The organism is Sphingomonas sp. 3-13AW, from assembly GCF_049311085.1.
Taxonomy (GTDB): domain Bacteria; phylum Pseudomonadota; class Alphaproteobacteria; order Sphingomonadales; family Sphingomonadaceae; genus Sphingomonas.
The window spans coordinates 159,976-183,770 of record NZ_JASNVZ010000004.1; the positions used below are offsets into that span (position 1 = coordinate 159,976).

Annotated in this window: 22 protein-coding genes and 1 pseudogene; 18 read left to right on the forward strand and 5 right to left on the reverse strand. The window is 67.0% G+C overall.

Going from position 1 to position 23,795, the window contains the following annotated elements; genetic code table 11:
- The first annotated feature begins 137 nt into the window (after positions 1-137).
- The gene (locus tag QP045_RS07130; protein ID WP_422514281.1) at positions 138-2,210 is read left to right on the forward strand and encodes a M3 family metallopeptidase; all 2,073 of its coding nucleotides are present in this window, start codon (positions 138-140) and stop codon (positions 2,208-2,210) included.
- Between the two features lie 24 nt (positions 2,211-2,234).
- Here QP045_RS07130 and QP045_RS07135 read toward each other — a convergent pair whose 3' ends face one another.
- Entirely contained in the window at positions 2,235-2,897 is a 663-nt protein-coding gene (locus QP045_RS07135; RefSeq protein ID WP_422514282.1) for an HAD family hydrolase, read from the reverse strand.
- On the reverse strand, positions 2,897-3,562 hold the full coding sequence (locus tag QP045_RS07140) for a YggS family pyridoxal phosphate-dependent enzyme (protein WP_422514283.1): 666 nt from the start codon (positions 3,560-3,562) through the stop codon (positions 2,897-2,899). The genes QP045_RS07135 and QP045_RS07140 overlap by 1 nt, the downstream gene beginning before the upstream one ends.
- A gap of 58 nt (positions 3,563-3,620) precedes the next feature.
- On the opposite strand from QP045_RS07140, the gene QP045_RS07145 reads away from it, so the two are divergent.
- Positions 3,621-4,112 (forward strand): thiamine phosphate synthase, encoded by a 492-nt coding sequence (locus QP045_RS07145; RefSeq protein WP_422514284.1) that lies wholly within the window; start codon positions 3,621-3,623, stop codon positions 4,110-4,112.
- 11 nt (positions 4,113-4,123) lie between these two features.
- Here the strand turns inward: QP045_RS07145 and QP045_RS07150 are convergent, their stop codons facing one another.
- Positions 4,124-4,813, reverse strand: a complete 690-nt coding sequence (locus QP045_RS07150; RefSeq protein ID WP_422514285.1) for a hypothetical protein — start codon at positions 4,811-4,813, stop codon at positions 4,124-4,126.
- 212 nt (positions 4,814-5,025) lie between these two features.
- Between QP045_RS07150 and QP045_RS07155 the strand changes: the two genes are divergently transcribed.
- The 5 genes from QP045_RS07155 to QP045_RS07175 all read left to right on the forward strand — a co-directional run bounded on the left by QP045_RS07155 (position 5,026) and on the right by QP045_RS07175 (position 11,177).
- On the forward strand, positions 5,026-5,466 hold the full coding sequence (locus tag QP045_RS07155) for a DUF3576 domain-containing protein (protein WP_422514413.1): 441 nt from the start codon (positions 5,026-5,028) through the stop codon (positions 5,464-5,466).
- A gap of 16 nt (positions 5,467-5,482) precedes the next feature.
- Complete coding sequence (gene leuS, locus QP045_RS07160) at positions 5,483-7,984, forward strand: leucine--tRNA ligase (protein WP_422514286.1); 2,502 nt, start codon at positions 5,483-5,485, stop codon at positions 7,982-7,984.
- Positions 7,981-8,490, forward strand: a complete 510-nt coding sequence (gene lptE, locus QP045_RS07165) for an LPS assembly lipoprotein LptE (RefSeq protein ID WP_422514287.1) — start codon at positions 7,981-7,983, stop codon at positions 8,488-8,490. Before leuS ends, lptE begins: the two co-directional genes overlap by 4 nt.
- A complete protein-coding gene (gene holA, locus QP045_RS07170; protein WP_422514288.1) occupies positions 8,487-9,500 on the forward strand; it encodes a DNA polymerase III subunit delta in 1,014 nt (337 codons plus the stop codon). Before lptE ends, holA begins: the two co-directional genes overlap by 4 nt.
- Before the next feature lie 105 nt (positions 9,501-9,605).
- Entirely contained in the window at positions 9,606-11,177 is a 1,572-nt protein-coding gene (locus QP045_RS07175; RefSeq protein WP_422514289.1) for a peptide chain release factor 3, read from the forward strand.
- Between the two features lie 27 nt (positions 11,178-11,204).
- Here QP045_RS07175 and ppc read toward each other — a convergent pair whose 3' ends face one another.
- A complete protein-coding gene (ppc, locus tag QP045_RS07180) occupies positions 11,205-13,880 on the reverse strand; it encodes a phosphoenolpyruvate carboxylase (protein ID WP_422514290.1) in 2,676 nt (891 codons plus the stop codon).
- Positions 13,881-13,988: 108 nt separating this feature from the next.
- On the reverse strand, positions 13,989-14,588 hold the full coding sequence (locus QP045_RS07185) for a HupE/UreJ family protein (protein ID WP_422514291.1): 600 nt from the start codon (positions 14,586-14,588) through the stop codon (positions 13,989-13,991).
- A gap of 356 nt (positions 14,589-14,944) precedes the next feature.
- Between QP045_RS07185 and QP045_RS07190 the strand changes: the two genes are divergently transcribed.
- From QP045_RS07190 to QP045_RS07240, 11 genes and pseudogenes are all read left to right on the forward strand, one after another.
- Positions 14,945-15,325, forward strand: a complete 381-nt coding sequence (locus QP045_RS07190) for a fluoride efflux transporter FluC (protein WP_422514292.1) — start codon at positions 14,945-14,947, stop codon at positions 15,323-15,325.
- A 37-nt stretch (positions 15,326-15,362) separates the two neighbouring features.
- Positions 15,363-15,761 carry a CrcB family protein gene (locus QP045_RS07195; RefSeq protein ID WP_422514293.1) on the forward strand — a complete coding sequence of 133 codons (399 nt, stop codon included), beginning with the start codon at positions 15,363-15,365 and terminating at the stop codon, positions 15,759-15,761.
- Positions 15,762-15,958: 197 nt separating this feature from the next.
- Positions 15,959-16,261 carry an urease subunit gamma gene (locus QP045_RS07200; RefSeq protein ID WP_422514294.1) on the forward strand — a complete coding sequence of 101 codons (303 nt, stop codon included), beginning with the start codon at positions 15,959-15,961 and terminating at the stop codon, positions 16,259-16,261.
- A 14-nt stretch (positions 16,262-16,275) separates the two neighbouring features.
- Positions 16,276-16,593, forward strand: a pseudogene (locus QP045_RS07205) (urease subunit beta); the annotation flags it as partial.
- Positions 16,594-16,730: 137 nt separating this feature from the next.
- Positions 16,731-18,449, forward strand: a complete 1,719-nt coding sequence (locus QP045_RS07210) for an urease subunit alpha (protein WP_422514295.1) — start codon at positions 16,731-16,733, stop codon at positions 18,447-18,449.
- A gap of 43 nt (positions 18,450-18,492) precedes the next feature.
- Positions 18,493-19,092 (forward strand): hypothetical protein, encoded by a 600-nt coding sequence (locus tag QP045_RS07215; RefSeq protein ID WP_422514296.1) that lies wholly within the window; start codon positions 18,493-18,495, stop codon positions 19,090-19,092.
- Positions 19,089-19,802 (forward strand): urease accessory protein UreF, encoded by a 714-nt coding sequence (locus QP045_RS07220; protein ID WP_422514297.1) that lies wholly within the window; start codon positions 19,089-19,091, stop codon positions 19,800-19,802. The genes QP045_RS07215 and QP045_RS07220 overlap by 4 nt, the downstream gene beginning before the upstream one ends.
- Before the next feature lie 22 nt (positions 19,803-19,824).
- Positions 19,825-20,478 (forward strand): urease accessory protein UreG, encoded by a 654-nt coding sequence (gene ureG, locus QP045_RS07225; RefSeq protein ID WP_422514298.1) that lies wholly within the window; start codon positions 19,825-19,827, stop codon positions 20,476-20,478.
- A 3-nt stretch (positions 20,479-20,481) separates the two neighbouring features.
- Entirely contained in the window at positions 20,482-21,417 is a 936-nt protein-coding gene (locus QP045_RS07230; RefSeq protein ID WP_422514299.1) for an urease accessory protein UreD, read from the forward strand.
- Between the two features lie 19 nt (positions 21,418-21,436).
- On the forward strand, positions 21,437-22,486 hold the full coding sequence (gene yut / locus QP045_RS07235; protein ID WP_422514300.1) for an urea transporter: 1,050 nt from the start codon (positions 21,437-21,439) through the stop codon (positions 22,484-22,486).
- A 25-nt stretch (positions 22,487-22,511) separates the two neighbouring features.
- The gene (locus tag QP045_RS07240) at positions 22,512-23,747 is read left to right on the forward strand and encodes an ammonium transporter (protein ID WP_422514301.1); all 1,236 of its coding nucleotides are present in this window, start codon (positions 22,512-22,514) and stop codon (positions 23,745-23,747) included.
- The last annotated feature ends 48 nt before the right edge of the window (positions 23,748-23,795 follow it).

The window sequence follows — 23,795 nt, forward strand, 5'->3', positions numbered from 1 at the left end:
GGCCGGCCCCCTGCTTGCCATTCCATTCCCGATGCTTAGGCTCTCCCAAACCCCTATCGGAGTCCTCAATGACTGCATGCCTGCGCGCCGTTCTGGCCGCCACCACGATCCTTGCCCTTTCCCCTGCCGGAGCCGCCATGGCACAGACCCCAGCCGCTGCGACGTCGGTCGACCCGGCCCCGCTGCTCGCCCCCTGGACCGGCCCGTATGACGGGGTCCCGCCCTGGGACAAGGTGACGCCGGCGATGTTCCCCGCCGCCTATCCGGTCGCCATGGCGGAGCTGCGCCGCGAAATACTCAAGATCCGCGACGACAAGCGGCCCGCGACCTTCAAGACCGTGATCGAGCCGATGGAGCTCGCCGGCGACCTCATGGACCGGGTCGGCTCGATGTGGGGGGTCTACACCAGCAACCTCGCCACCAAGGAAGTGCAGGCGATCGACCGCGAATGGCGCCCCAAGCTTTCCGCCTTCTATGACGAGCTCTACCTCGACCCCAAGCTCTTCGCCCGGGTGAAGACGGCCTATGACAGCCGCGCCTCCCAGAAGCTGACGCCCCAGCAGCTGCGGCTGCTCGAGCGCACCTATCGCAGCTTCGTGCGGCGCGGCGCCCTCCTGACGGATGCGCAGCGTGCGCAGGTGTCGCAGCTCAACCAGGCGCTGTCGGTCGCGTACAATCGCTTCAGCGAAAAGGTGCTGGCCGACGAGGAAACCTGGATCGTCGTCGATGACCCCAAGCAGCTCGCCGGGCTTCCCGACAGCTTCGTCGCCTCGCTGAAGGCAGCCGCCGACGAGCGCAAGCTCCCGGGCAAATGGGCGATCGTCAACACCCGCTCCTCGGTGGCGCCGGTGCTGACCTATGCGACCGACCGGGGCTTGCGCGAGAAGGTCTGGCGCGCGTTCGTCAACCGCGGCGACAATGGCGGTGCCAACGACACCAACGCCACCATCGCCGAGATCCTGAAGCTGCGGCAGCAGCGCGCCAAGCTGCTCGGGTTCAAGAACCATGCCTGGTACCGCATGGACGACACCATGGCGGAGACGCCGGCCAATGCCTCCGCGCTGATGATGCGCGTGTGGCCGGCCGCGGTCGCGCGCGTGCGCCAGGAGGTCGCCGACATGCAGGCGCTGGCCAACCAGGAGGGCGCCGGCATCACCATCGAGCCCTGGGACTATCGCTTCTATGCCGAGAAGGTCCGCAAGGCGAAGTACGACCTCGATGAGAGCGAGGTGAAGCCCTACCTCCAGCTCGACAACATCCTGGCGGGCGCCTTCTACGCCGCCGGTCGGCTCTACGACCTCGACTTCAAGGAAAACACCGGGGAGATCCCGGTCTTCGATCCGGCGGTCCGCACCTTCGTCGTCACCGACAAGCGCGATGGCCACAATGTCGGCGTCTTCTACTTCGACGGCTTCGCCCGCTCGGGCAAGCGTTCGGGGGCGTGGGCGACGCGCTATCGCGGCCAGCAGGAGCTGGGCGGCCACCGCAACGTGCTTGCGTCGAACAACAACAACTTCGTGCGGGGCGCACCCGGCCAGCCGACTCTCATCAGCCTGGACGACGCGACCACGCTGTTCCACGAGTTCGGCCACGCCATCCACAGCTTCCTGCAGGATGTGAACTACCCCGGCCTAGCCGGCACTCCGCGCGACTTCGTGGAGTACCCCAGCCAGGTCAACGAGAACTGGCTGCTCACGCGCGACGTGCTCGATCGCTATGCCAAGCACTATCAGACGGGCGCGCCAATGCCGCAGGCACTGGTGGACAAGATCGAGAAGTCGTCGACCTTCAACCAGGGCTTCGACACCGTCGAATATCTGTCGTCGGCCATCGTCGACATGAAGCTGCACGATCGCGAGACGCCGGTGACCGACGTCGACGCGTTCGAACGCGACACGCTCGCCGAACTGGGGATGCCCAAGGAGATGGTGATGCGGCACCGCCTGCCGCAGTTCAATCACCTCTTCTCGTCCGACGCCTACAGCGCCGGCTACTACAGCTACCTGTGGTCGGAGACGATGGACGCGGACACCTGGGCCGCCTTTACCGAGACGGGCAACGTCTGGGACAAGGCGACGGCGGATCGCTTCCGCACCATGCTGCTGTCGACGGGCAACGAGACCGACCGCAAGGAAGCCTATCGCGCCTTCCGGGGCCGCGATCCGGACGTCAACGCGCTGTTCAAGCGGCGGGGCTTCCCCGCGCAATAAGCGGGGCGGCGGGGGCGCGGCGGGTCAGGCGACCAGCCGCGCCACCTCGTCGAAATTGGCGGCGATGTCGTGGACGCCGATGTCGCGCAGCACATCGGCATGGCCGATGCCGCAATGCTGGCCGGCGCACAGCCCGATGACATGGGCGCCGGACGCGACCGCGCCGGTCGCGCCGATCGGCGAATCCTCCAGGATCACGCAGCGTTCGATCGGCACGCCCAGTGCCTTGGCGGCATAGAGGTAGAGATCGGGTGCCGGCTTGCCGCGACGGACATGCTCGCGGCCGCTGAAGATCTTGTCACCGAACGCATCGCGCAGGCCCAGGTGATCGAGGTGCGCGGTGATCCAGCGCGTCGAGCTCGACGAGGCGATCGCGCGCGGCAGCTCGGGCGGCAGCGACCGCACGAACGCGACGGCACCCGCCACTTCCTCGACGCCCTCCGCGACTGCCCGCGCATCCTCTGCGGCACGCGCCGTGTGGAAATCGGCCGGAACGGGGCGCCCCAGGAACGCCTCGACTTCATGCAGGAAGTCCTTGCCCGCGCGTCCCATGAAGCGTGCCATCGCCTCGTCGGTGCCGATCGGGTGGCCGGCGGCGGTCAGATACTCGGCGAGGTGGCGGTTGCCCGCCCATTCGCTCTCCAGCAGCACCCCGTCGAAGTCGAACAGGATCGCGTCGAACCGCATCAACGCTCCCCGAACAGGGCAGTGCCGACGCGGACGTGGGTGGCACCCAGCGTCACCGCGGTCTCATAGTCGCTCGACATGCCCATGCTGAGGCCCGGCAGCCCGTGGTCGTCGGCGAGCTTCGCCAGCAACGCAAACCAGGGCGCTGCCTCCAGCCCGGCGGGCGGCACGCACATCAGCCCGACCACCGGCAGCTCTGCCGCACGCGCCTCCGCCAGCAGCGCGGGCAGGCCCGTCACCGCGACGCCGCCCTTTTGCGGCTCATCGCCGATGTCGACCTGGACGAAGCAGGCTGGGCGCCGGTCCTGACGGTCCATTGCGCGGGCGAGCGCGGCGATCAGCGACGGCCGGTCGACCGAATGAATCGCATCGAACAGCGCAACCGCATCCTCCGCCTTGTTCGACTGGAGCTGTCCCACGAGGTGCAGTTCGAGGTCGGGGGTCACCTCCCGCAGCGCAGGCCATTTGCCCTGCGCCTCCTGCACGCGATTCTCGCCGAACGCGCGCTGGCCTGCCGCAATCAGCGGCGTGATCTGGGGCGCCGCATGCGTCTTGGAGACCGCAATGAGGGTGGTGGCGCCGGCAGGGCGCTTGGCAAGCTGTTCGGCGCGCGCGATCCGTTCGCGCACATCGGCCAGCCGCTGGGGGGCATCGTCGGTGGTCATCGGGGGCGCTATAGGTAGCGCGATGCGCCCCCGCCAGCCCCTCCCCCGCCACTGGCTGATGACCGATCCGCGAATGGGCGACGGATTGTGGCGCGCGCTGGAGCGGCTGCCGCGGGGCGCGGGCGTGGTGTTCCGCCACTATCAGCTGCCGAAGCGGGAGCGTGGCGAGCTTTACGCCCGCGTCCGCCGGGTTGCACGACGCCGGCACCTGGTGCTGCTGGCGGCCGGGCCGCGGCTGCCGGGTGCCGACGGGCAGCATGGCGCGCGCAACAGGGGCCCGAACCGCGGTCTCGTCACATGGCCCGTGCACAACCGCCGCGATCTGGTCGCCGCTCGCCGCGCGGGCGCGGACGCCGTGCTTGTCTCACCCGTGTTCCCGACTCGCTCGCATCCCGGCGCCGCCGCGCTCGGGTGGGTTCGCTTCGGCCTGCTGACCCGCGACTCGGGCATTCCGGTGATCGCGCTCGGCGGCATGGACGAACGGCGCGCGCGCAGTCTTCGCCTTTTGGGCGTTCACGGCTGGGCTGGGATCGATGCCTGGACGCGGTAACGCCCGCCCGATCAGAAGCGGAAGGCGGTGCCTACGTACAGCGCCTGGCTGTCGCGACGCGTATCTTCGAGTCGCAGGAGCCGGTCCTTCTCGGACTTGTAGCGCACGCCCGCGGTGACGTCGAAATGACGGGTCAGCGAATAGGATCCGCCGACGTCGATCGTGGCAGCAGGTGCCTCCGCGATCAGCTTCGCCGGCTCGCCCGACTTGTCGGTGACGATGGAGATGCTGCTCGCACGACGGCCAGTCTTGCCCGTCCCGGCGCCGATGCGATCCGGGTTGCTCGGCTGCACGCCAAGATCAAGCTTGGAGAGATCGCCGGCAGCGGCAAAACGCTTCCAGCCTACCGACGTACCCAAATTGTAGGCGATGGGTGCGAGCGTCGGGCCGACGTTGGTGTCGACTGCCCCACGCTCCGGCATCGCTGCCGGCTGGCTGCGGGCGCGTACTGCCACGGTCACCGCCCGCTTGCTGACGCGCTGCCCTTCGGACGGCGTGAAGCGGAAGCCGCTGCCATCGATACCGCTGCGTGCCAGGATGGCGGCAAGCTTGGGATCGGCCGAGGAAGGCGTGAAACCGCCGATGATCCCGGCGGGGATCGTCTGGCGGATCGTCGTCACGCGGGGAGAGTCCGGCGCGCCAAGCGCGGGCGCGACCAAGGCCACCGCGGCGGTCAACGCCCCGATCCCTAATCCTGCCATGCCGCGCTTCGTAAGCACCCCAGTCCTCCTCCCACTACAAAATAGCGCTAGCATGATTCCGTTGCGTTTCGCCACCGGCTGATCACGATTCCTGGCAAGTGTTGCAAACGTCCCACAGGCCCGTGGCTTGCGCCCGCCCAGCCACGCCGCTTGCGGCTGCACCGCTACCCTCTATAGAAGCACCGATGTTCCGTTCTTCCAAGGAAACGCCGATGATCCGCCCGTTGCGCACCGCGATCCTGGGTCCGCTCGCGATTGCCCTCCTGCTCACTGCCTGCGGCGGGCGCAAAGAAGGCCTGAAGACCGATCTCGCCGCCTCCAAGGTGACGACCATCGGCGTCAACAGCTACCTGTGGCGCGCAAGCCTCGACACGCTCAGCTTCATGCCGCTGCTCCAGACCGACTCGAACGGCGGCGTCATCGTCACCGACTGGTATGTGAACCCGGCCACGCCGACGGAGCGCATGAAGGTGACGGTCAGCATCCTCGACCAGGATCTGCGCGCCGACGCCCTGCGCGTGGCGGCCCTGCGCCAGGTGCAGCAGAACGGCCAGTGGGTGGAAGCGCCGGTCCAGGCCGCGACCGTCCAGAAGCTGGAAGACATCATCCTGACCCGTGCGCGCGACCTGCGCCGCGGCGCGCTGATCGGCTGAGGCAAGTACCCCTGAAATGGCCTCGCGTTTCAATGCACTGAAGGCGGACGCAGCGTGGCAGAAGCTGTGGGAAGAACGCCGCACCTTCGCCGCCCGCGACGATAGTCCGCGTCCCAAGAGCTATGTGCTCGAGATGTTCCCCTATCCGTCGGGGCGCATCCACATGGGCCACGTCCGCAACTATACCATGGGCGACGTGCTCGCGCGGTTCCGCCGCATGACGGGCTATGAAGTGCTGCACCCGATGGGGTGGGATGCATTCGGCATGCCCGCCGAAAACGCCGCCATGGAAAAGGGCGTGCACCCCGGCAGCTGGACCCGCGACAACATCGCCACGATGAAGGCGCAGCTGAAGCGGCTGGGCTTTGCGCTCGACTGGACCCGCGAGCTCGCGACCTGCGAGCCGGACTATTACGGGCATGAGCAGGCGCTGTTCCTGCACCTCTATGCGGCCGGCCTCGTCTATCGCAAGGAATCGGCGGTTAACTGGGACCCGGTCGACATGACCGTGCTCGCCAACGAGCAGGTGATCGACGGCCGCGGCTGGCGTTCGGGCGCACTGGTAGAGAAGCGCAAGCTCTCGCAGTGGTTCCTCAAGATCACGGACTTCGCCGACGAGTTGCTCGACGGCCTCCAGACGCTCGATCAGTGGCCCGAGAAGGTCAAGCTGATGCAGGAGAACTGGATCGGCAAGAGCCGCGGCATGAAGATCCGCTTCCAGGTCTCCGACGGCCAGTCGGTGGAGGTCTTCTCGACGCGCCCCGACACGATCTATGGCGCAAGCTTCGTGGCGGTCGCCGCGGACCACCCGATCGCCCAGGCAGCCGCTGCCCGCGATCCGGAGGCACAGGCCTTCATCGATCGCTGCAAGCAGGGCGGCACCACCGCGGCCGAAATCGAGACCCAGGAGAAGCTGGGCTACGATACCGGGGCAACCGCGACGCACCCGTTCACGGGCCTGCCGCTGCCGGTGTTCATCGCGAACTTCGTGCTGATGGAATATGGCACCGGCGCCGTCATGGGCGTGCCGGCGCACGACCAGCGCGACCTGGATTTCGCACGCAAATACCAGCTGCCGGTCCATCGCGTGGTGGCCGACGGCGACCATGTCGAGCGCGATTTCGCCGGGGACGAAGCCTATACCGGCGCCGGCCGACTGGTGAATTCCGACTTCCTCGACGGCCTCGACGTCGATGCGGCCAAGGCAGCCGTCATCGCGCGCGGCGAGGCCGAGGGTTGGGGCGAAGGGACCACGGTGTGGCGCCTGCGCGACTGGGGCGTCTCGCGCCAGCGCTACTGGGGCACACCCATCCCGATCATCCACTGCGAGGATTGCGGCGCCGTTCCCGTCCCGCAGGACCAGCTGCCCGTGGTGCTGCCGGAGGACGTCAGCTTCGACGTGCCGGGCAATCCGCTCGACCGCCATCCGACGTGGAAGCACGTCGATTGCCCGAGCTGCGGCAAGCCGGCCCGGCGCGAGACGGACACGCTCGACACCTTTGCGGATTCGTCCTGGTACTTCATCCGCTTTGCCAGCCAGCCCAAGGACAAACCCTTCGACAAGGCGGTTGCCGAGCAATGGCTGCCGGTCGGGCAATATATCGGCGGGGTCGAGCATGCGATCCTGCACCTGCTCTATGCGCGCTTCTGGACGCGGGCGCTCAAGCGCACCGGGCTGATCGACGTGGCGGAGCCGTTCACCGGCCTGTTCACGCAAGGCATGGTGACGCACGAGACCTACAAGTCCTCGGACGGTCGCTGGCTCGGCCCGGCGGAGGTTCGCGACGGCGTGGAAATCGCGACGGGGGAGGCCATCACGGTCGGCCGCGTCGAAAAGATGTCCAAGTCCAAGAAGAACACCGTCGATCCGGGCCCCATCGTCGACCAATATGGTGCCGACGCGGTGCGCTGGTTCATGCTCTCCGACAGCCCGCCCGAGCGGGACCTGCCGTGGAGCGAAGCCGGCATCGAGGGCTCCTGGCGCTTCGTCCAGCGCCTGTGGCGGCTGTTCGACGGTCTAGCCGAGCAGGCGGACGCGCAGGGCAACGACAAGGCGCTCGACCGCAAGCTGCACCAGACGATCGCCGGCATCGCCGTCGATGTCGAGGCGCTGGCATTCAACAAGGCGGTCGCCAAGCTCTATGAGCTGACCGGCATGATCGAGAAGGCGGCGCCGTCTGCGTCGCGGACCCAGGCGATCCGCACGCTGATGCGGCTGGTGTCGCCGATGGTGCCGCACATCGCCGAGGAAGCCTGGGCCGCCAATGGCGGCGACGGGCTCATCGCCGATGCGCCCTGGCCGAAAGTCGACCCCGCGCTGCTGGTGGAGGACGAAGTCACCGTCGCGGTGCAGGTCAACGGCAAGCTGCGCGACACGCTCACCATGGCCAAGGGCACCTCGCGCGAAGATGCGGAGGCGGCAGCGCTCGCCTCGGCCAACGTCCAGCGCGCCATGGAGGGCAAGCCCCCCCGCAAGGTGATCGTGGTTCCCGATCGCCTGGTGAACATCGTCGCATGATCCGGCGCGCCGCCCCGCTGCTGCTCGCCTGCATGCCCTTGCTGTTGGGCGGCTGCGGTCTTCGCCCGCTCTATGCAGGCGGCGAGTCCGGGCCGGTGCGCACGATGCTTTCGGGTGTCACGGTGGAGCCGATCCCGGGCCAGAGCGGCTGGCTGGTGTCGACGGCGCTTCAGGACCGGCTCCGTGCCGAGGGTACGCCGCGCTATCGTCTCCAGGTGGCACTGGACGATGAGATCATTGGACTGGGCGTGCGCCGCGATGACGCCGTCACGCGCGAACGCCGGTCGCTGCGCGCGCGCTACCAGCTGATCGACGCCACCAGTGGCGAAACGGTACTCGATGATACCGCCGGGTCGGACGTCGGCATCGACGTGGTCAGCTCCGAATATGCGACCATCGCCGCCGAACAGTCGGCACTGGAACGGCTGTCGGCGATCGTCGCGGACCAGATCGTCGCGCGGCTGGCGTTGTTTGCACGGCAGCCCGACGCGCCCGTCGAGCAGTGAAGGCCAAGCCCGACACACTCGGGCCGCGGCTCGACAAGCCGGCCCCCGACATCCGCCTCTATCTTCTGCACGGCCCGGATGAAGCGGGTGCGGCCGAACTCGCCCAGCGGCTCGCCCGCGCGATGGGCCCGGATGCCGAGCGGATCGAATTTGACGGCGCGGCGCTGAAGGCGCGCCCGGGCGCGCTAGCCGACGAGGCCGCCTCGTTGTCGCTGTTCGGCGGGGCCCGCCACATCCGCGTCAACGGGATGGGGGAGGAATCGCTGGAGGCCGTGACCCTGTTGCTGGCAGCCGAACGCGCCGGCAACCCGGTGGTCGCCCTCGCGCCTTCGGTAAAGAACACCGGCAAGCTGGTGAAGCTGGTGTCCGCATCCCCCAACGCCTTCGAATGCGCCTGCTATGTGCCGGACGCTCAGGCGGCCGGGCGACTCGCGACCGCGATCGCGCGCGAACAGGGGCTGCGGCTTTCCCATGAAGCCGCGGAACGGCTGGCGGTCGCCAGCGCCGGCGACCGCGCGATCCTCGCCCGCGAAATCGAGAAGCTCGCCCTGTACCTCGACGCCGCACCCGATCAGCCCCGCGACGCCGGCCTCCCGGCGCTTGAGGCGATCGGTGCCGATCTCGGCGAAGCCGAGATGTTCGGCGCCATCGCGGCCATCATCGGCGGCGACGCCGCGACTGCGGGCAGCGAGGTGGCGGCGCTGGAAGCGGCCGGCAATCATTCGGTCCCGCTGCTGCGCATGACCGTCCGCCGCCTGCTCTCGCTCGCCGAGATGCGGGCCGAGATCGACGCCGGCGCGCGCGCTGCGGAAGTGGTCGAGCGGCATCGTGTCTTCTTCCGCGAGAAACAGCCCACGCTGGATGCACTGCGCCGGTGGAGCTCGCCGCAGATCGCGCGCGCGGTCGAACGGTTGCGCCAGACCGAGCGCGCCACCATGTCCGGTGCAAGCGCGGGTGACGTTCTCACCGCGCATGTCACGGTCGCCGCCGCCCGCAGCGTACGGCGATAGCCCCCACGTTTTTCGGGGTCGCGGCACCGTACTTTGACGCCCGATCAAAAGCAGGGCAGGGCTTCCGCCGACAAGGGGGGCCCTCCCCCATTTGCTGGAATATTGATGCCCACCGTTTCCGACCGCCGCACCTTCGCGATCATTTCCCACCCCGACGCCGGCAAGACCACGCTCACCGAGAAGCTGCTGCTGTTCGGCGGCGCGATCCATCTCGCGGGTGAGGTCAAGGCGCGCGGCGCTGCCCGTCGTGCGCGCTCCGACTGGATGAAGATCGAGCAGCAGCGCGGCATCTCCGTCACTTCGTCGGTGATGACGTTCGAGCGCGAGGGCGTGACCTTCAACCTGCTCGACACGCCGGGCCACGAAGACTTCTCGGAAGACACCTACCGCACGCTGACCGCCGTCGACTCCGCGGTGATGGTGATCGACGTCGCCAAGGGCATCGAAAGCCAGACGCGCAAGCTGTTCGAGGTGTGCCGGCTGCGCAACGTGCCGATCATCACCTTCGTCAACAAGGTCGACCGTGAGGGCCGCCCGGTGTTCGAGACCCTGGACGAGGTCGCCGACCTGCTCCAGCTGGACGTGACGCCGATGACCTGGCCGGTCGGCATGGGCGGCGCGTTCGAGGGCATCTTTGACCTGCGCAGCAACCGCCTGCTGCTGCCAGAGGGTCCCAGCCGTGAGTTCCAGGGCAAGGTGGTCGAGACGACCGGTCTCCACGATCCGAAGCTCGACGAGCTGTTGTCGGCCGAAGGCGTGGCGAAGCTGCGCGAGGACGCGGAGCTGGCGATGGCCGGCTATGCCGAGTTCGACGCCGAAGCCTATCGCAACGGCGACCTGACCCCGGTCTATTTCGGCTCCGCGCTCAAGGAGTTCGGCGTCGATTCGCTGATCAAGGCGCTTGCCGAACACGCGCCGCCGCCGCGCCCGCAGCCCGCCGAACCGGCGCCCGTCGATCCGAGCAACCCGGAAGTCACCGGCTTCGTGTTCAAGGTCCAGGCGAACATGGACCCCAACCATCGCGACCGCATCGCGTTCATGCGGCTGTGCTCGGGCACCTTCAAGCGCGGCATGAAGCTGACGCCGAGCGGCCATGGAAAGCCGATCGCGGTCCATTCGCCGATCCTGTTCTTTGCCCGCGAGCGCGAGCTGGCGGACGAGGCATTTCCCGGCGACATCATCGGAATCCCCAACCACGGCACGCTGCGCGTCGGCGACACGCTGTCGGAAAGGGCGGAGGTGCGCTTCACGGGGCTCCCCAATTTCGCGCCGGAAATCCTCCGCCGCGTGGCGCTCAAGGACCCGACCAAGACCAAGCAGCTTCGCAAAGCGCTCGACGACATGGCCGAGGAGGGCGTGACCCAGGTCTTCTATCCCGAGATCGGTTCCAACTGGATCATCGGCGTCGTCGGCCAGCTCCAGCTCGAGGTGCTGCTGAGCCGCCTGGATGCCGAGTACAAGGTCGCGGCCGGGCTTGAGCCTGCCCCCTTCGAAACCGCCCGCTGGGTTTCGGCGGAAGACCCTGCGGACCTCAAGGCGTTCGCCGATCTCAACCGCACCTCCATGGCCAGGGATCGGGACGACAACCCGGTGTTCCTCGCCAAGTCGGCGTGGGAAGTGGGCTATGTCGCCGACCGCTATCCCAAGGTCCGCTTTGCGGCGACGCGCGAGCGCTGAGGCCCAGCCTCAGCCTCAGCCTCAGCCTCAGCCGCTGTTGCGCAGCGCCGTCGCGATGGCGTTGATCGACAACAGGATGCCGTCGCCGATGCGGGCATCGTCCTCGCCCGCGCGGTGCCGCTTGAGCAACTCGATCTGCAGCAGGTTGAGCGGCTCGATATAGGGCAGTCGCAACCGGATCGAGGTCTCGAGTGACGGGTGTTTTTCCAGCAGCCGCGACTGGTCCGTGACGGTGAGCAGCCCGTCCTGGGTCAGCTGCCAACCGTCCCGGATCCGTCCGAAGATCGTGTCGCCGAGCGCCCGGTCCTCGACGAGCCCGGCGTAGCGCGCCGCGATCCCCATGTCGGACTTGGCGAGCACCATCTCCATATTGTCGAGCGTGGCGGCGAACAGCGGCCAACCCACCGCCATCTCGCGCAGCAGTCCCTTGTCCTCGAACGTGGCGATGGCCTGGCCGACGCCATACCAGCCCGGCAGCATCACCCGCGCCTGCGCCCAGCTGAACACCCAGGGAATCGCGCGCAGATCCTCGATCGCGTCCGATTTCTTGCGGCTGGCCGGGCGCGAGCCGATCTTCAGGCCGGCGATCTCGCTGATCGGCGTCATCTGCCGGAAGAAGGTGCGGAAGCCCTCGGTCTCGTAGACGAGGCCGCGATAGGCCCGGAACGCACTCTCGGAGAGCGTGTCCATCGCCCCTGCAAAGCGCTCGTAATCGGCGGTCGCCAGCCGTTCCGGCTCCAAGCTCGCGAGCAGCGTGGCGGATGCGACCGCTTCCAGATTGGCGGTGGCGCTTGCCCGCGTGCCGTATTTGGCGGCGATCACCTCCCCCTGTTCGGTGATGCGGATACGGCCCTGGACGGTGCCGGGCGGTTGCGCCTGGATGCCCGCGAACGAGGACCCGCCGCCGCGCCCGACGGCGCCGCCGCGGCCGTGGAACAGCTGCATGCCGATGCCCGCTTCCGCAAACACGGGCTGGAGCGCCGTCGACCCGCGGCTGAGCTGCCAGGTCGAGGTGAGATACCCGCCGTCCTTGTTGCTGTCGGAATAGCCGATCATCACTTCTTGATGCCCGCGCGCCCGGGCGACGGCGGCAACTTCGGGAAGCGCGAACCAGGCGCGCATGATTTCGGGCGCCGCTTGCAGGTCGCCGATCGTCTCGAACAGCGGAATCGCCATGACATGCGCCTGCGGCGGATCGCCCGGCACATAGAGGCCAGCTTCCTTCAGCAGCAGGTTGACCTCCAGCAGGTCGGACACCGACTGTGCCATCGACACGATGTAATGGCGGATGCAGTCGCGGCCGTAGCGGGCATGGGCCTCGGCAGCCGCATGCAGGATCGCCAGCTCCGACGCGGTTTCATCGGAATAGGTGAAATAGGGCGAGGCCAATGGCCGCGGGCTTTCCAGTTCACGCCGGAGCAGGGCCACCCGCGCGTCCTCGTCGAGCGCGGCATAGTCCGCCTCCACGCCCGCAGCCTTCAGCAGCTCTGCCACGACGCGCTCGTGGATCGCGCTGTTCTGGCGCATGTCGAGCGTCGCCAGATGAAATCCAAAGGTGTCGACGGCGCGGATCAGCCGCCCGAGCGCACCCCCGCTCGCCAGCGGACCGATGCCGCCGGTGGCGAGCGCATGGGCGATCGCCGTCAGATCGTCACGCAGGGCGCCGGGGTCCGGATAGCGTTCCCCAGGAAGCGTGGCCGGCCGGGGCGGCACCTTGCCGGTCAGCGCCTGATAGGTTGCTGCGACCCGTGCATAGATGCCCGACAGCGCCCGCCGGAAAGGCTCGTCGGCGCGGCTCGCGGCGGTGTCGCCGCTCTTTTCCGCCAGTTCCTCTACCGCTTCCTCGACCTCGGCATATTCGGTCGAGATCGACAGCTCCGCCCCCAGCGCGTGGATGCCGTCGAGATAATAGCCGAGCACCGCCTCTGCCGAACGCGACAGCGCCAGGCGCAGCGAGTCGGCAGTCACATAGGGATTGCCGTCGCGGTCGCCGCCGATCCAGCTGCCGGGCCGCAGGAACGACGCGGGGCGCGCACCCAGTACGCGCTCCCAATGCGCATAGAGCGCCGGCAGCGTCGGCAGGAACACGTCGCGCAGATAGCTCAGCGCCGTCTCCACCTCGTCGGCGACATACAGCCGCTCGCGGCGCAGCACGCGGGTCTGCCACAACAGCGCGATCTGCCGCAGGATGGCTTCTTCGACCTGGTCGCCGTCCTCGGTCTCTTCCACGCCCGCATCGCGCAATGCCATCAGGTCCGCGATGCGATTGCGGTGATCGATCATGCTCTTGCGCCGCACCTCGGTCGGGTGGGCCGTCAGCACCGGCATCAGCAGCGCATTGTCCAGCAGCTTGACCACCGCGTCGCGGCCGATGCCGTGCTTTGCCAGCCGCTCCAGCGCATGTGCGACGTCCGCCCCCTCCTCGGCAGCGACGCCCTGCCGGTCCTCGGCGAGGTTGGCGAGCATCGAAAACAGCATGAAGCCGCGCACGAACGCGATCATCTCGTCCAGGCTCAGCCGGTCGAGCCCGGGATCGACGGCGTCGGCGTCGGCGACGCCGCGATGATGATCGACCGATGCCGCCCGGATATATTCGATCCGCTTGAACAGATCTTCCCCGCCATAGGTGCGGATCACGTCGCCGAGCAGGCGTCCGAGAAAGCGGATGTCAGGATCGTTGGTGATCGAAGGAAGACTGGCCATGTGCAATTGCTGCGCTGCCAAGCCTGCTGGGTCAACCGGCTCTTGCCGACGGCCCCTGTCGCCGAAGCGGGGCGACAGCGACCCCGTCGCCGCGCCCGCCCGCGATGCTCACACCATGCCCGTGAGGATTCCGACGCCCGCGACTGCCGCGACCGTTCCCGCCGAGCGCATCAGCCCGCCGGCAGGTTCTCCCCGCGCCTTGTTCAGCGCGAATGCTGCGCCAATCCCGGTCCCGATGAGGATGGCGGTCCCGAGCATGAAGCCGGCGCCATAGGAGACCGCGTCCGCCGTCGCCGGCATTTCGGCGCCATGGGCGAACCCGTGGAAGACCGCGAACACCCCGACCGCCGCCGCCGCGAGGGCGACCGGTGCCCGGACATTGAGCGCCACCGCGGCGCCAAGGCCGATCACCGACAGGGCGATGCCGGTCTCCACCATCCAGGACTCGGGACCGGCCGACCCGAGCAGGCCACCCGCCGCCATGGCTGCGAGGAAGGTGAGCGGCAACGCCCAGAGCGCGCGACCGCCAAGCTGATAGGCGAAGATCCCGACGAGCAGCATCGCCAGGATATGGTCCAGCCCGGTGAAGGGATGCATCAACCCGCCTGCCGCACCAGAAACGAGTTCATGGCCTGGATGGGCAAAGGCAGTACCGGGGAGCACAGCCAGGGCGAGGCCCAAGACGCGAATGGAATTTCTCACGGTCATGGACGCATCTCCTGTCACCCTGTCGCTCGATACACTTGCGCGAACTCCACTAGCTCAATGGGCAAGAGTGGCGGGAAAGTAGATCAGGAATAATACTATGGTGTCAGCGACCTGCCGCGACGTTAGGATCGTCATCGTCCACCGCACCCGTTTTGCCGAGCGTCGGCCGTGCCGAGGCACAGGGCGCGGTTCCTGCGAATAGCGGATCGGCGATCGCGCTGCCGGCGCGGCTTCCGGTCAACCCGTGTGATCGGATTCCAGGCAATGCAGCCACTATCCCCGCTCCCCGGCCTCCATCCACCGACCCTGGGCCGCGCCTCTCCGGTGCCTCCTGCTGCCAAAGGTGCGCCATGCTGATGTCTGACGTTGCCCTGGTGGCGCTGGGCGGCGGCACGGGATCGCTCCTCCGCTGGGGCGTGGGCAAGCTTTTCCCCAGCAGCGGTCGGGGCGGCATCCCCTGGTCGACCGTCTTCATCAACATCACCGGGGCGTTCGCGATCGGGTATCTGTCGGTGCTGTTCTCGGTCGAGTGGCACGACCGGTACGGAAGCTTCCTGAAGTCCGCGGTCCTGACTGGCCTGCTCGGCGGCTACACGACCTTCAGCACGATGGAGCTCGACGCCGCAAAGATCTCCCGCGTCGGATTTGCCGGCAAGGCAGCGCTCTACCTTGTGGTCCAAGTGGCCGTCGGAGTCGCGGCGGCCGGTCTTGGCGCGGCCCTGGCGCACGCGGGCTAACCCGAACGGGCGCGCGCCCTGTAGCATGGAGGTTCGAATGATCCGCGCAATCGCTTTGGTCTTCGTCGGCGGCGCTGCAGGCGCGGTGATCCGGGAATTACTGATGATGGGGGTACCCACGGCGCGGGACGGATTCGTCTGGTCGATCTTCGTGGGCAATGTCGTTGCAGCCTTTGTTCTGGGGCTCGTGAACGGCCTCAACTCCCGACATGCGATCCAGGCGGATACGAACCTCTTCCTCGGGACTGGGCTCACCGGCGGCCTGTCGACCTTTTCGAGCCTCGCCTATGCGACCTTCGTGCTGCTTTCGACGTCGGAACTGCGGGCAAGCGTCGGCGTCGTCTACGCCAGCGCCAATCTGGTCGTGGGCTTCGTCCTGGTCATGGCGGGCCTGAAGATCGGCGAGTCGCTGGGCGCCAAGAACAACCAAGCCTGAGCGACACGCAGCGTCTTTGCGCTGATTTTCGGGACGCCTGCGAAAGGTGCCTCGCTACTACGTAGATACCACAGATGCCGGAGGTTCGGCCTTGGAGTACTTCCCGAGGTAGGAACACTTGCTCCCTCGAGCGCTTGCCTTTCGGTCGAAAGAAAGACGCGGGACGAAGCGAGGCATCCAGACTTCAGAGGTCCGCCATGCATCTGACGCCGCGAGAAACCGACAAGCTGATGATCTTCATGATGTCCATGGTGGCTCAGCGTCGCAAGGACGAGGGGCTGAAGCTCAATCATCCCGAAGCCGTCTCCCTGATCGCCGCAGCCGCGCTGGACAGCGCCCGTGCCGGCAAGACGGTGGAGGAGGTGATGGACCTGGCCCGCAAGACCCTCACCCGGGCCGATGTCATGGAAGGGGTCGTCGACATGATCCCCTATGTCCAGGTCGAGGCGGTCTTCACCGACGGCAGCCGGCTGGTCACCGTCCATAACCCCATCCAGTAGTCGAGGATCGCGTCATGGCCGCAAAAACCGACACGGCGCCTGTAGGCGGGCTGATACTCGCATCCGGCGATATCGAGATCAACGCGGGCTGTCCCACGACCACGATCAAGGTCCGCAATACCGGGGACCGGCCCATCCAGGTCGGATCCCACTTCCACTTCTTCGAAGTCAATTCGGCGCTCGAATTCCCCCGGGAGGAGGCGTTCGGACGAAGGCTGAACATTCCGGCGACCACCGCGATCCGCTTCGAACCCGGGGACGAGAAGGAGGTCGTGCTGATCCCGTTCCAGGGCAGGCAGCGGGCGATCGGGTTCAACGGCCTGGTGAACGGCTGGGTCGGGAACGAGAGCTACGACGCATTTCGGCCGCGTCTCGCCGACGCGAAGGAGCGGATCGCGCGCTACGGGTTCAAGGACCAGTCCTGAGCACCGCCGACTCTCTTGCCCCCTCAAGATCAGGCAGCTGAACCATGGCGAAGATTTCCAGGCGTCAATATGCCGACCTGTACGGCCCGACCACCGGCGACAAGATCCGCCTGGGCGACACGGACCTGTATATCGAGATCGAAAAGGATCTCCGCGTCTATGGCGAGGAGGCCGTGTACGGCGGCGGCAAGACGCTGCGCGACGGCATGGGGTTCGACAATGAACTTACCAGCGCCGGCGGGGCGCCCGACCTGGTCATCACCAACGTCACCATCGTGGATGCGATCCAGGGGATCATCAAGGCCGACGTCGGCATCAAGAACGGCCTGATCTGCGGCATTGGCAAGGCGGGTAATCCATCGATCATGCCCAATGTGACGCCGTCGCTGGCGCTTGGGCCCGGCACGGACGCGATCTCCGGCGAGCATCTGATCCTGACGGCGGGCGGGATCGACGCCCATGTCCACTTCATCTCTCCACAGCAGGCGCAGGCGGCGCTCAGCAACGGCATCACCACCCTGTTCGGCGGCGGCATCGGCCCGACCGATGGCACCAACGGGACGACCATCACCCCCGGCACCTGGAACATCGAGGCGATGCTCCGCTCGTTCGACGGATGGCCGGTCAATGCGGGCGTGCTGGGCAAGGGCAATTGCTCGACGGCCGGGCCGATCGAGGAACAGCTCGTCGCCGGCGCGATGGGGCTGAAGATCCACGAGGACTGGGGATCGACCCCGGCAGCGATCCGATCCGCCTTGTCGGTGGCCGACCGGTTCGACGTGCAGGTCTGCATCCATACCGACACGCTCAACGAGGCGGGTTTCGTCGAAAACACGATCGCCGCCTTCGAGGGGCGGACGATCCACACCTACCACACCGAGGGTGCGGGCGGCGGCCACGCGCCCGACATCATTCGCGTGGCGGGGCTGCCCAATGTCCTTCCCAGTTCGACCAACCCGACCTTGCCCTACGGCGTGAACTCGCAGGCCGAATTGTTCGACATGACGATGATCTGCCACAATCTCAGCCCCAAGATCCCGACCGACGTCGCCTTTGCCGAAAGCCGCGTGCGGCCGGAGACAATCGCGGCGGAAAACGTGCTGCACGACCTTGGCGCGATCTCGATCATCTCCAGCGACAGCCAGGCCATGGGGCGGGTCGGGGAATCGTGGATGCGCGCGATCCAGACCGCCCATCTGATGAAGGCGCGGCGCGGCGCCTATCATGGCGACAAGTCGAACAACGACAATGAGCGGGTGCTCCGCTTCGTGGCCAAGGTGACGATCAACCCGGCGATCACGCAGGGCGTCAGCCAGGTCATCGGCTCCATCGAAGTCGGCAAGATGGCCGACCTGGTCCTGTGGTCCCCTGCCTTCTTCGGCGCCAAGCCCAAGATGGTGATCAAGGGCGGGTTCATTTCCTGGGCGCTGATGGGCGACCCCAACGCCTCCCTGCCGACGCCGCAGCCGGTGATGTACCGGCCGATGTTCGGGCAGATGGGGTCCGCGCTGGCGCGGACGCGCGTGACCTTCACCTCCCGCGCCGCGCTCGAGGACGGCATCGTCGACCGGTACGAGCTCAAGTCGAAGGTGGTCCCGGTCTACGCCACGCGGACGATCGGCAAGTCGAGCATGGTCCGCAACAACGCGCTGCCGGTCATCGAGGTGAATCCGGAGACGTTCGCGGTGACGGTGGACGGGGTCCACGCCACGATCGAGCCGGCGCAATCGCTTCCGCTCACGCAATTGCACTTCTTCAGCTGACGCCGCCGGCGCGGGCGAGGTTCGACACCAAGCGGAGAGAATGATGATCCTGGTGGAAAAGATACTCGGAAACGTCAGGGATCAGGGGTGGAAGGGTGCGACAGTCGAGGATCTTGTCCTCGAGCAATGGGAAGCGCCCAAGAGCCGGCTGCGCAAGGCCACGCAAAGCGGCATCGAACTCGCCATCTCGCTGCCCCGGTCGGAGCATCTGCACGACGGCGACGTGCTCCACCATGATCCCGCGACCCAGCGCATCGTGGTCGCCCGCATCCCGCTGAAGGAAGTGATGGTGATCGAGTTGGACCTGCCGCCGATCATGGCGCGGTCCGAAATGCTGCGGCTGGTGTTCGAGCTGGGCCATGCGCTCGGCAACCAGCATTGGCCCGCCGTGATCAAGGACCAGACGATCTACGTGCCGCTGTCGGTCGATCGCAAGGTCATGTCCTCCGTCATGAGGACGCACGCGTTCCAGCATGCGTCGATCCGGTTCGAGCCGGGGGAGGAGGTTGCACAGCGCCTCGATCCCAAGGAGATCCGGCTGCTGTTCGGGGGTGCCGACGCGACTCCGCACCACCACCACGGCGAAGCGAACGGGCAGGACCAGGGCGAGCGCCCCGGCCAGCTACAGGGCGTCGGCCAGTGAAGATCCAGGCGCAGCTTGTCGGCCCCGACCTCAGCCGATTGACGCGCCTGCTTCAGTTTGCGGATTCGACGCTGCCTGTCGGCGCCTTCTCTTTCTCGCAAGGGCTGGAATCGGCGGTGCAGCTACAGGTCGTCCACGATGCGGCGACCCTGAAGGATTACCTGACGCTGGTCCTTCGCCAAGCCGCGTACATGGACGGCGTCGCGCTTCTCAATGCGTGCCGGGCCGCTTCCCGGGGGGAGTATGAGCGGGTGGTCGAGGCCGATCATGCGCTCTGGATCCGCCGCGTCGGCGAAGAGCAGCAGATGATGCTGGCCCGGATGGGCAAGAAGTTCGCCGAGCTCGCCGCCACCATCGCGCCGTCGCCGATGCTGACGCGCTGGCTGGGCGACATCCGCCAAGGCGCGACGCCCGGGTGCTTTCCGGTGGCGCAGGCGATCATCCTCGACGGCCTGGGTGCGCATGAGGCCGAAGCCTTCACCGTCCACCAATATGGGCTGGCGTCGATGGTGCTGAACGCCGCGCTGCGGCTGATGCGGATCGACCATGTCACGACGCAGCGGCTGCTGTTCGATGCGCAGTCCTCCACCGACGATCATTACCGCGCGGTGCGCTCGCTCGATCTGGAGGAGATGTCCGGCTTCGCGCCCATGTTCGAGATCGTCGTCGCCCATCACACCAGGACGCACCTGCGCCTGTTCATGAATTGACCTGCCCAACCGGGAGCAACCGATGAAGAAGATCACGCGCATTGGCATCGGCGGCCCGGTCGGATCCGGCAAGACGGCAGTGATCGAAACGATCACGCCCCGCCTGATCGATCGCGGCGTGCGGCCGCTCATCATCACCAACGACGTGGTCACCACCGAAGATGCCAAGCAGGTCCGCCGGACGCTGCAGGGCATCCTGGTCGAGGAGAAGATCGTCGGCGTCGAAACCGGCGCGTGCCCGCACACGGCGGTGCGCGAGGATCCCTCGATGAACATCGCCGCGGTGGAGGAACTGGAGGGTCGCTATCCCGACAGCGACGTGGTGCTGATCGAATCCGGCGGCGATAATCTGACGCTGACGTTCAGCCCCGCGCTCGCGGATTTCTACATCTACGTCATCGATGTCGCGGCCGGGGACAAGATCCCGCGCAAGAACGGCGCCGGGGTCTGCCAGTCGGACATCCTGGTGATCAACAAGATCGATCTCGCCCCGTTCGTGGACGCCAGCCTTGCGGTGATGGACCGCGACTCCCGCCTGATGCGCGGGACCAAGCCGTTCGTCTTCACCAACTGCAAGACCGGCGAGGGGGTGGAGACGCTGATGGACATGATCATGGACATGGCGCTGTTCGACGTCAGCCCCGCCCCCTTGGCGGCGGCTGCGGCGCGGGGATAGAAGATGGCCCTGGACGAGCAACTCGCACGGATCGACGGATACCGGGAGCTCGCAGGGTTCCAGACCGAGCCTGCGCAGATGCGCGCGGCCGGGCCGGGCAAGGTCGGCGAGCTGCGACTGGGCTTCTCGCTGCGGGACGGGCGCTCGGTGCTGGACGACCTCTACCGCGTGGCGCCGCTATTGGTGCAGCAGGCGCTGTATTGGGACGAGGCGATGCCAGAGCTGCCGATCGTCTCGGTCATCTCGGTCGGCGGCGGCATCCTCCAGGGCGATCGCTACCGCATCGCCATCGACGTGGGGGAAGGCGCGTGCGCGCACGTCACCTCGCAAGGCTTCAATCGCATCCACCGGATGGATGCCAATTACGCCTCCCAATATCAGGAGGTGCGCGCCGCGGCGGGCTCCTATCTCGAATATCTGCCGAACTTCACCCTGCCCTATCGCGACTCCCGCTTCGTCAGCGAGACCGAGATCGTCGCCGACGAAACCGCGACGGTCCTCTACGCCGACATGATCATGAGCGGGCGCAAGCATCACCATGCGTCGGAACGCTTCGGCTTCGACCTGTTGTCGACGCGGGTGCGCGCCCGCCGCCCCGACGGACGGCTGATCTTCGCAGAAAAGCTGCTGGTCGAAAAAGGCAACGACACGATCGAACTGCCGGCGGTGGCGCGCGGCTATGACGCCTTTGCCAACGTGCTGTGCCTGACGCCGCCCGACACGGCGGCGCGGATCGACGAACGGATCGGCATCAACGCAGGCCCTGACCAGCCGCGCGCGATGTCGGGGGTTTCCAAGCTGCCGGGCGGTGCGGGCCTCATGTTCCGCGCGATCGGCGTGGAAAGCTACGACGTGCGTGCAGAGGTCAAGCGGTTCTGGACCGCGGTTCGCGAGGAGGCATGCGGGCGCACTCTGGCAAAAGATTTCCTGTGGCAGTGACATTCTAAAGGGAATGATCATGCGTGGTAAGAATGGTAACTTCCTGACGACCTGCCTGAAGGGGACCTCGCAAGTCTTCTTCATGGAGAATGCGATCACAGGGGCGTTGTTCTTCCTCGCGATCTTCTATGCGTCCTTCGTCTCAGGCGTATGGGCGACGTCGCTCGGGGCGATCCTTGGCGTGGTCGTCGCGACCGCCGTCGCGAATATCCTCGCGTTCGACGAAAGCTCGCGGTTGCAGGGCCTGTTCGGGTTCAACGGCATCCTGATCGGGATCGCGCTGCCAACGTTCGTCGCGACATCTCCGCAACTGTGGCTGTACATCATCGTCGGCGCAGCGCTCACCACCGTCGTGACCGCAGCCTTCGCCGCGACGCTGACCAAGAGCTGGGGCGTGCCGGGGTCGACCGGCCCCTTCGTCCTGACCGGCTGGCTGTTGATGGCCGGTTCTTACTCGTTCGGATCGCTGCGGGTCCTCAGCGAAACGCAAAAGCTGGCGTCCGATTATCTGATGGGTGCGGCGGCGTTGCCGAGGCCGATCGAACTGGTCGAGATTTTCTTCCGCAACATCGGCCAGGTCTATCTGCTGGACAGCTGGATCAGCGGCGCGATCATCCTGCTCGGCATCTTCGTCGCTTCCCGCCCCGCCGGCATCGCGGCGGTGGGCGGATCGCTCCTCGCCCTGGTGACGGCCTTCGTAATGCGCGCCGATCCGTCGCTCGTATCGCAGGGGCTGTACGGGTTCAGCCCGGTGCTGACGGCGATGGCGCTGAGCGTCGTCTTCGTCCAGCCGTCGGCGTTGGTGGTCGGGTACGCCGCGCTCGGCGTCATCGTGACGGTGTTCCTGCAGGGCGCGTTCGACCTGATCCTGGCGCCGATCGGGCTGCCGGCGTTCACCTCCGCCTATGTGCTGACGATGTACCTGTTCATCGCGCCGCGCAAATTCGCGCCTCCGCACCCGCACACGCCGCTTGCCGATCATGCCCTCGGCCGAGCGGGACATGCTCCCGCCGCGGGAGACCCCGGCTCCTCGGACAGTCTGCCGCCCATGACGAAAGCTCCTGCCTGACCCTAAATACTGAGAGGAAGCGCTGATGAGAGGAATTGAACCGGGCGATACCGCCTTTCTGCTGGCCTGCACCGCGCTTGTCCTCATGATGACGCCGGCCCTGGCGTTGTTCTACGGCGGGCTGGTTCGGGAACGGAATGTCCTGTCGGTCATGATCCAGAACTTCGTCTGCATCGGGGTGGTCGGGATCATCTGGGTGTTCGGCGGCTTCAGCATGGCGTTCGGGCCGTCCGTCGGGGGCTTCATCGGCGACATCCGCACCTATTTCGGCATGCATGACATCGGCGTGGCGGCGGACCCCACTTATGCTGCCAACGTCCCCTTCATCCTGGTGTTCGGCTATCAGATGATGTTCGCCATCATCACGCCGGCACTGATGACCGGAGCCTTTGTCGGGCGGATGCGCTTCGCTCCCTTCCTCTGGTTCGTCGCGCTGTGGACGATCTTCGTCTATCTGCCGGTCGCGCACTGGATCTGGGGCGGCGGCTTCCTGTCGGAGATGGGGGTCGTCGATTTCGCGGGCGGCATCGTGATCCACGCCTCGGCCGGGTCCTCCGCGCTGATCACCGCCCTCTACCTGGGCCGGCGCCCGACCGGGGAAAGCGGACCGGTTCCCGCCAGCCTACCCCTTGTCGCGCTCGGCGCCGGGCTATTGTGGTTCGGCTGGTTCGGCTTCAACGCTGGCGGCGCCTATGCCGCCGATGCGCTGGCCGCCTATGCCTTCACCAACACCATGCTCGCCGGGTCGATCGCGATGCTGGTGTGGATGTTCTGGGAATGGCGCCACGCCGGACGCCCGTCCTTTTCCGGAGTCCTCGTCGGTGCGGTGACGGGCCTCGCCACGATCACCCCCGCCTCGGGCTATGTGGAGCCGATGGCGGCGCTCCTCATCGGCGCGCTGGGCGCCACCGCCTGCTATTTCGCCAAGTACATCCAGACCTGGCTGAAGGTCGAGGACACGCTGGAAGTCTTCCGGGCGCATGGTATCGGCGGCATCACCGGCTCGCTCCTGATCGGCGTCCTGGCAAGTCCCGCGATCAACGCAGTCTCCGCCAGCGGCCACCAGCTCTCGGTACAGGCGCTGGCCGTCGCGATCGTCGTTATCTACGCCGTCGTCGTCACCAGCATCATCCTCTTCGTGCTCGACAAGCTCACCCGGCTCCGGGTGCCTGAGGCAGTGCAGCGCGAGGGCCTCGACGAAGAGATGTACGGCGAGCGGGCCTACAGCCTGTGGGGCATGAAGTCGGGTAGCCCCGACTGACCCGCCGCCCTTCCTTCCGGTGAGGCGATCCTTCCGCATCGCCTCACC

Excerpts from the sequence above, each read along its gene's own strand:
- QP045_RS07175 (WP_422514289.1), top strand. The coding sequence starts at position 9,606 with ATGCCCACCGTTTCCGACCGCCGCACCTTCGCGATCATTTCCCACCCC.
- QP045_RS07200 (WP_422514294.1), top strand. The coding sequence starts at position 15,959 with ATGCATCTGACGCCGCGAGAAACCGACAAGCTGATGATCTTCATGATG.
- QP045_RS07230 (WP_422514299.1), top strand. The coding sequence starts at position 20,482 with ATGGCCCTGGACGAGCAACTCGCACGGATCGACGGATACCGGGAGCTC.
- leuS (WP_422514286.1), top strand. The coding sequence starts at position 5,483 with ATGGCCTCGCGTTTCAATGCACTGAAGGCGGACGCAGCGTGGCAGAAG.
- QP045_RS07145 (WP_422514284.1), top strand. The coding sequence starts at position 3,621 with ATGACCGATCCGCGAATGGGCGACGGATTGTGGCGCGCGCTGGAGCGG.
- QP045_RS07130 (WP_422514281.1), top strand. The coding sequence starts at position 138 with ATGGCACAGACCCCAGCCGCTGCGACGTCGGTCGACCCGGCCCCGCTG.
- QP045_RS07210 (WP_422514295.1), top strand. The coding sequence starts at position 16,731 with ATGGCGAAGATTTCCAGGCGTCAATATGCCGACCTGTACGGCCCGACC.
- QP045_RS07190 (WP_422514292.1), top strand. The coding sequence starts at position 14,945 with ATGTCTGACGTTGCCCTGGTGGCGCTGGGCGGCGGCACGGGATCGCTC.
- QP045_RS07240 (WP_422514301.1), top strand. The coding sequence starts at position 22,512 with ATGAGAGGAATTGAACCGGGCGATACCGCCTTTCTGCTGGCCTGCACC.
- ppc (WP_422514290.1), bottom strand. The coding sequence starts at position 13,880 with ATGGCCAGTCTTCCTTCGATCACCAACGATCCTGACATCCGCTTTCTC.
- QP045_RS07135 (WP_422514282.1), bottom strand. The coding sequence starts at position 2,897 with ATGCGGTTCGACGCGATCCTGTTCGACTTCGACGGGGTGCTGCTGGAG.
- QP045_RS07140 (WP_422514283.1), bottom strand. The coding sequence starts at position 3,562 with ATGACCACCGACGATGCCCCCCAGCGGCTGGCCGATGTGCGCGAACGG.
- lptE (WP_422514287.1), top strand. The coding sequence starts at position 7,981 with ATGATCCGGCGCGCCGCCCCGCTGCTGCTCGCCTGCATGCCCTTGCTG.
- QP045_RS07150 (WP_422514285.1), bottom strand. The coding sequence starts at position 4,813 with ATGGCAGGATTAGGGATCGGGGCGTTGACCGCCGCGGTGGCCTTGGTC.
- QP045_RS07185 (WP_422514291.1), bottom strand. The coding sequence starts at position 14,588 with ATGACCGTGAGAAATTCCATTCGCGTCTTGGGCCTCGCCCTGGCTGTG.
- QP045_RS07195 (WP_422514293.1), top strand. The coding sequence starts at position 15,363 with ATGATCCGCGCAATCGCTTTGGTCTTCGTCGGCGGCGCTGCAGGCGCG.
- QP045_RS07155 (WP_422514413.1), top strand. The coding sequence starts at position 5,026 with ATGATCCGCCCGTTGCGCACCGCGATCCTGGGTCCGCTCGCGATTGCC.
- ureG (WP_422514298.1), top strand. The coding sequence starts at position 19,825 with ATGAAGAAGATCACGCGCATTGGCATCGGCGGCCCGGTCGGATCCGGC.
- yut (WP_422514300.1), top strand. The coding sequence starts at position 21,437 with ATGCGTGGTAAGAATGGTAACTTCCTGACGACCTGCCTGAAGGGGACC.
- QP045_RS07215 (WP_422514296.1), top strand. The coding sequence starts at position 18,493 with ATGATCCTGGTGGAAAAGATACTCGGAAACGTCAGGGATCAGGGGTGG.